The sequence below is a fragment of the Oleiphilus sp. HI0086 genome (genome assembly GCF_001635225.1).
Genome location: NZ_LWFZ01000147.1, coordinates 1 through 1,034, shown reverse-complemented (window position 1 = coordinate 1,034; position 1,034 = coordinate 1). Strand labels below are relative to the sequence as shown.

Annotated in this window: 2 protein-coding genes; one reads left to right on the top strand and one right to left on the bottom strand. The window is 45.6% G+C overall.

Features of this window, described 5'->3' with window-relative positions:
* A partial coding sequence (locus A3756_RS02100; RefSeq protein ID WP_197481108.1) for an adenylosuccinate synthetase occupies positions 1-609 on the top strand: 609 nt, incomplete at its 5' end.
* A 90-nt stretch (positions 610-699) separates the two neighbouring features.
* Here the strand turns inward: A3756_RS02100 and A3756_RS02095 are convergent.
* Positions 700-1,034, bottom strand: a 335-nt coding sequence (locus tag A3756_RS02095) for a DUF1698 domain-containing protein (RefSeq protein WP_156490196.1), incomplete at its 5' end; no start/stop codon positions are given.

The following is a 1,034-nucleotide window of genomic DNA, read 5'->3' as shown; positions in this document are numbered from 1 at the left end:
GATATTGACCACGGTACCTACCCATTTGTAACATCTTCAAATACGACCGCAGGTGGCACGGCGACCGGTAGTGGTTTCGGTCCTATGTACCTTGATTACGTACTGGGTATTACTAAAGCTTATACAACTCGAGTTGGTTCTGGTCCATTCCCAACAGAGTTGTTTAATGATCAAGGTCGTCATCTTGCCGAGAAAGGCCATGAGTTTGGTGCAACCACTGGTCGTCCACGTCGTTGTGGTTGGTTTGACGCGGTTGGTTTACGTCATGCTATTCAGATCAATTCGGTGTCTGGTATTTGTTTGACCAAACTTGATGTACTAGATGGTCTTGAAGAGATTCAGGTTTGTGTAGGTTATAAGACTAAAGCGGGTGAAGAATTAACACGCCCACCGCTTGATGGTCGAGGTTATGAAGATCTGGAACCTGTATTTGAGTCGCTACCTGGTTGGTCAGAAAGCACTTTAGGTGTGCAGAAACTAGAAGACCTTCCTGAAAATGCTCGAAGCTATATCAAGTACATTGAAGAGAAGATTGAAGCGCCTGTTGATATTATTTCAACCGGCCCTGATCGTGTTGAGACGATTGTGCTGAGACATCCTTTCGACTGATTTAGCTAATCAATACTTAAAAAGCCTGATTGCTTTATGCTTTCAGGCTTTTTTTATGAGCGAGTGTTTTGAGTTGAGAGTGACTACAAGCTATTTTTTATTTGCAATGAAAGTCGCACGCAAAGGGGCAGGGTAGCCTTCAAGCGTTTTGCTCTGGTCTGTTGGGTCTAGGAAGTCCTTTAAGGATTGGAACTTCATCCAGTCCGTGCTTCGCTGCTCTTCAGTTGAGGTGATGTTGCTCTCTACACAGCGAATATTAGTGAAACCGGCTCGCCTTAGCCATAAGCTCAGGGTTTCTTTAGTTGGTAGATACCAGACGTTTCGCATCATGGCGTAACGATCCTCTGGCATTAGACTATAGCCTAGCTCACCTTCACAAATGAGCGTTTCCAGCACCAGTTCGCCGCCCTGGCGCAAGGTCCCCT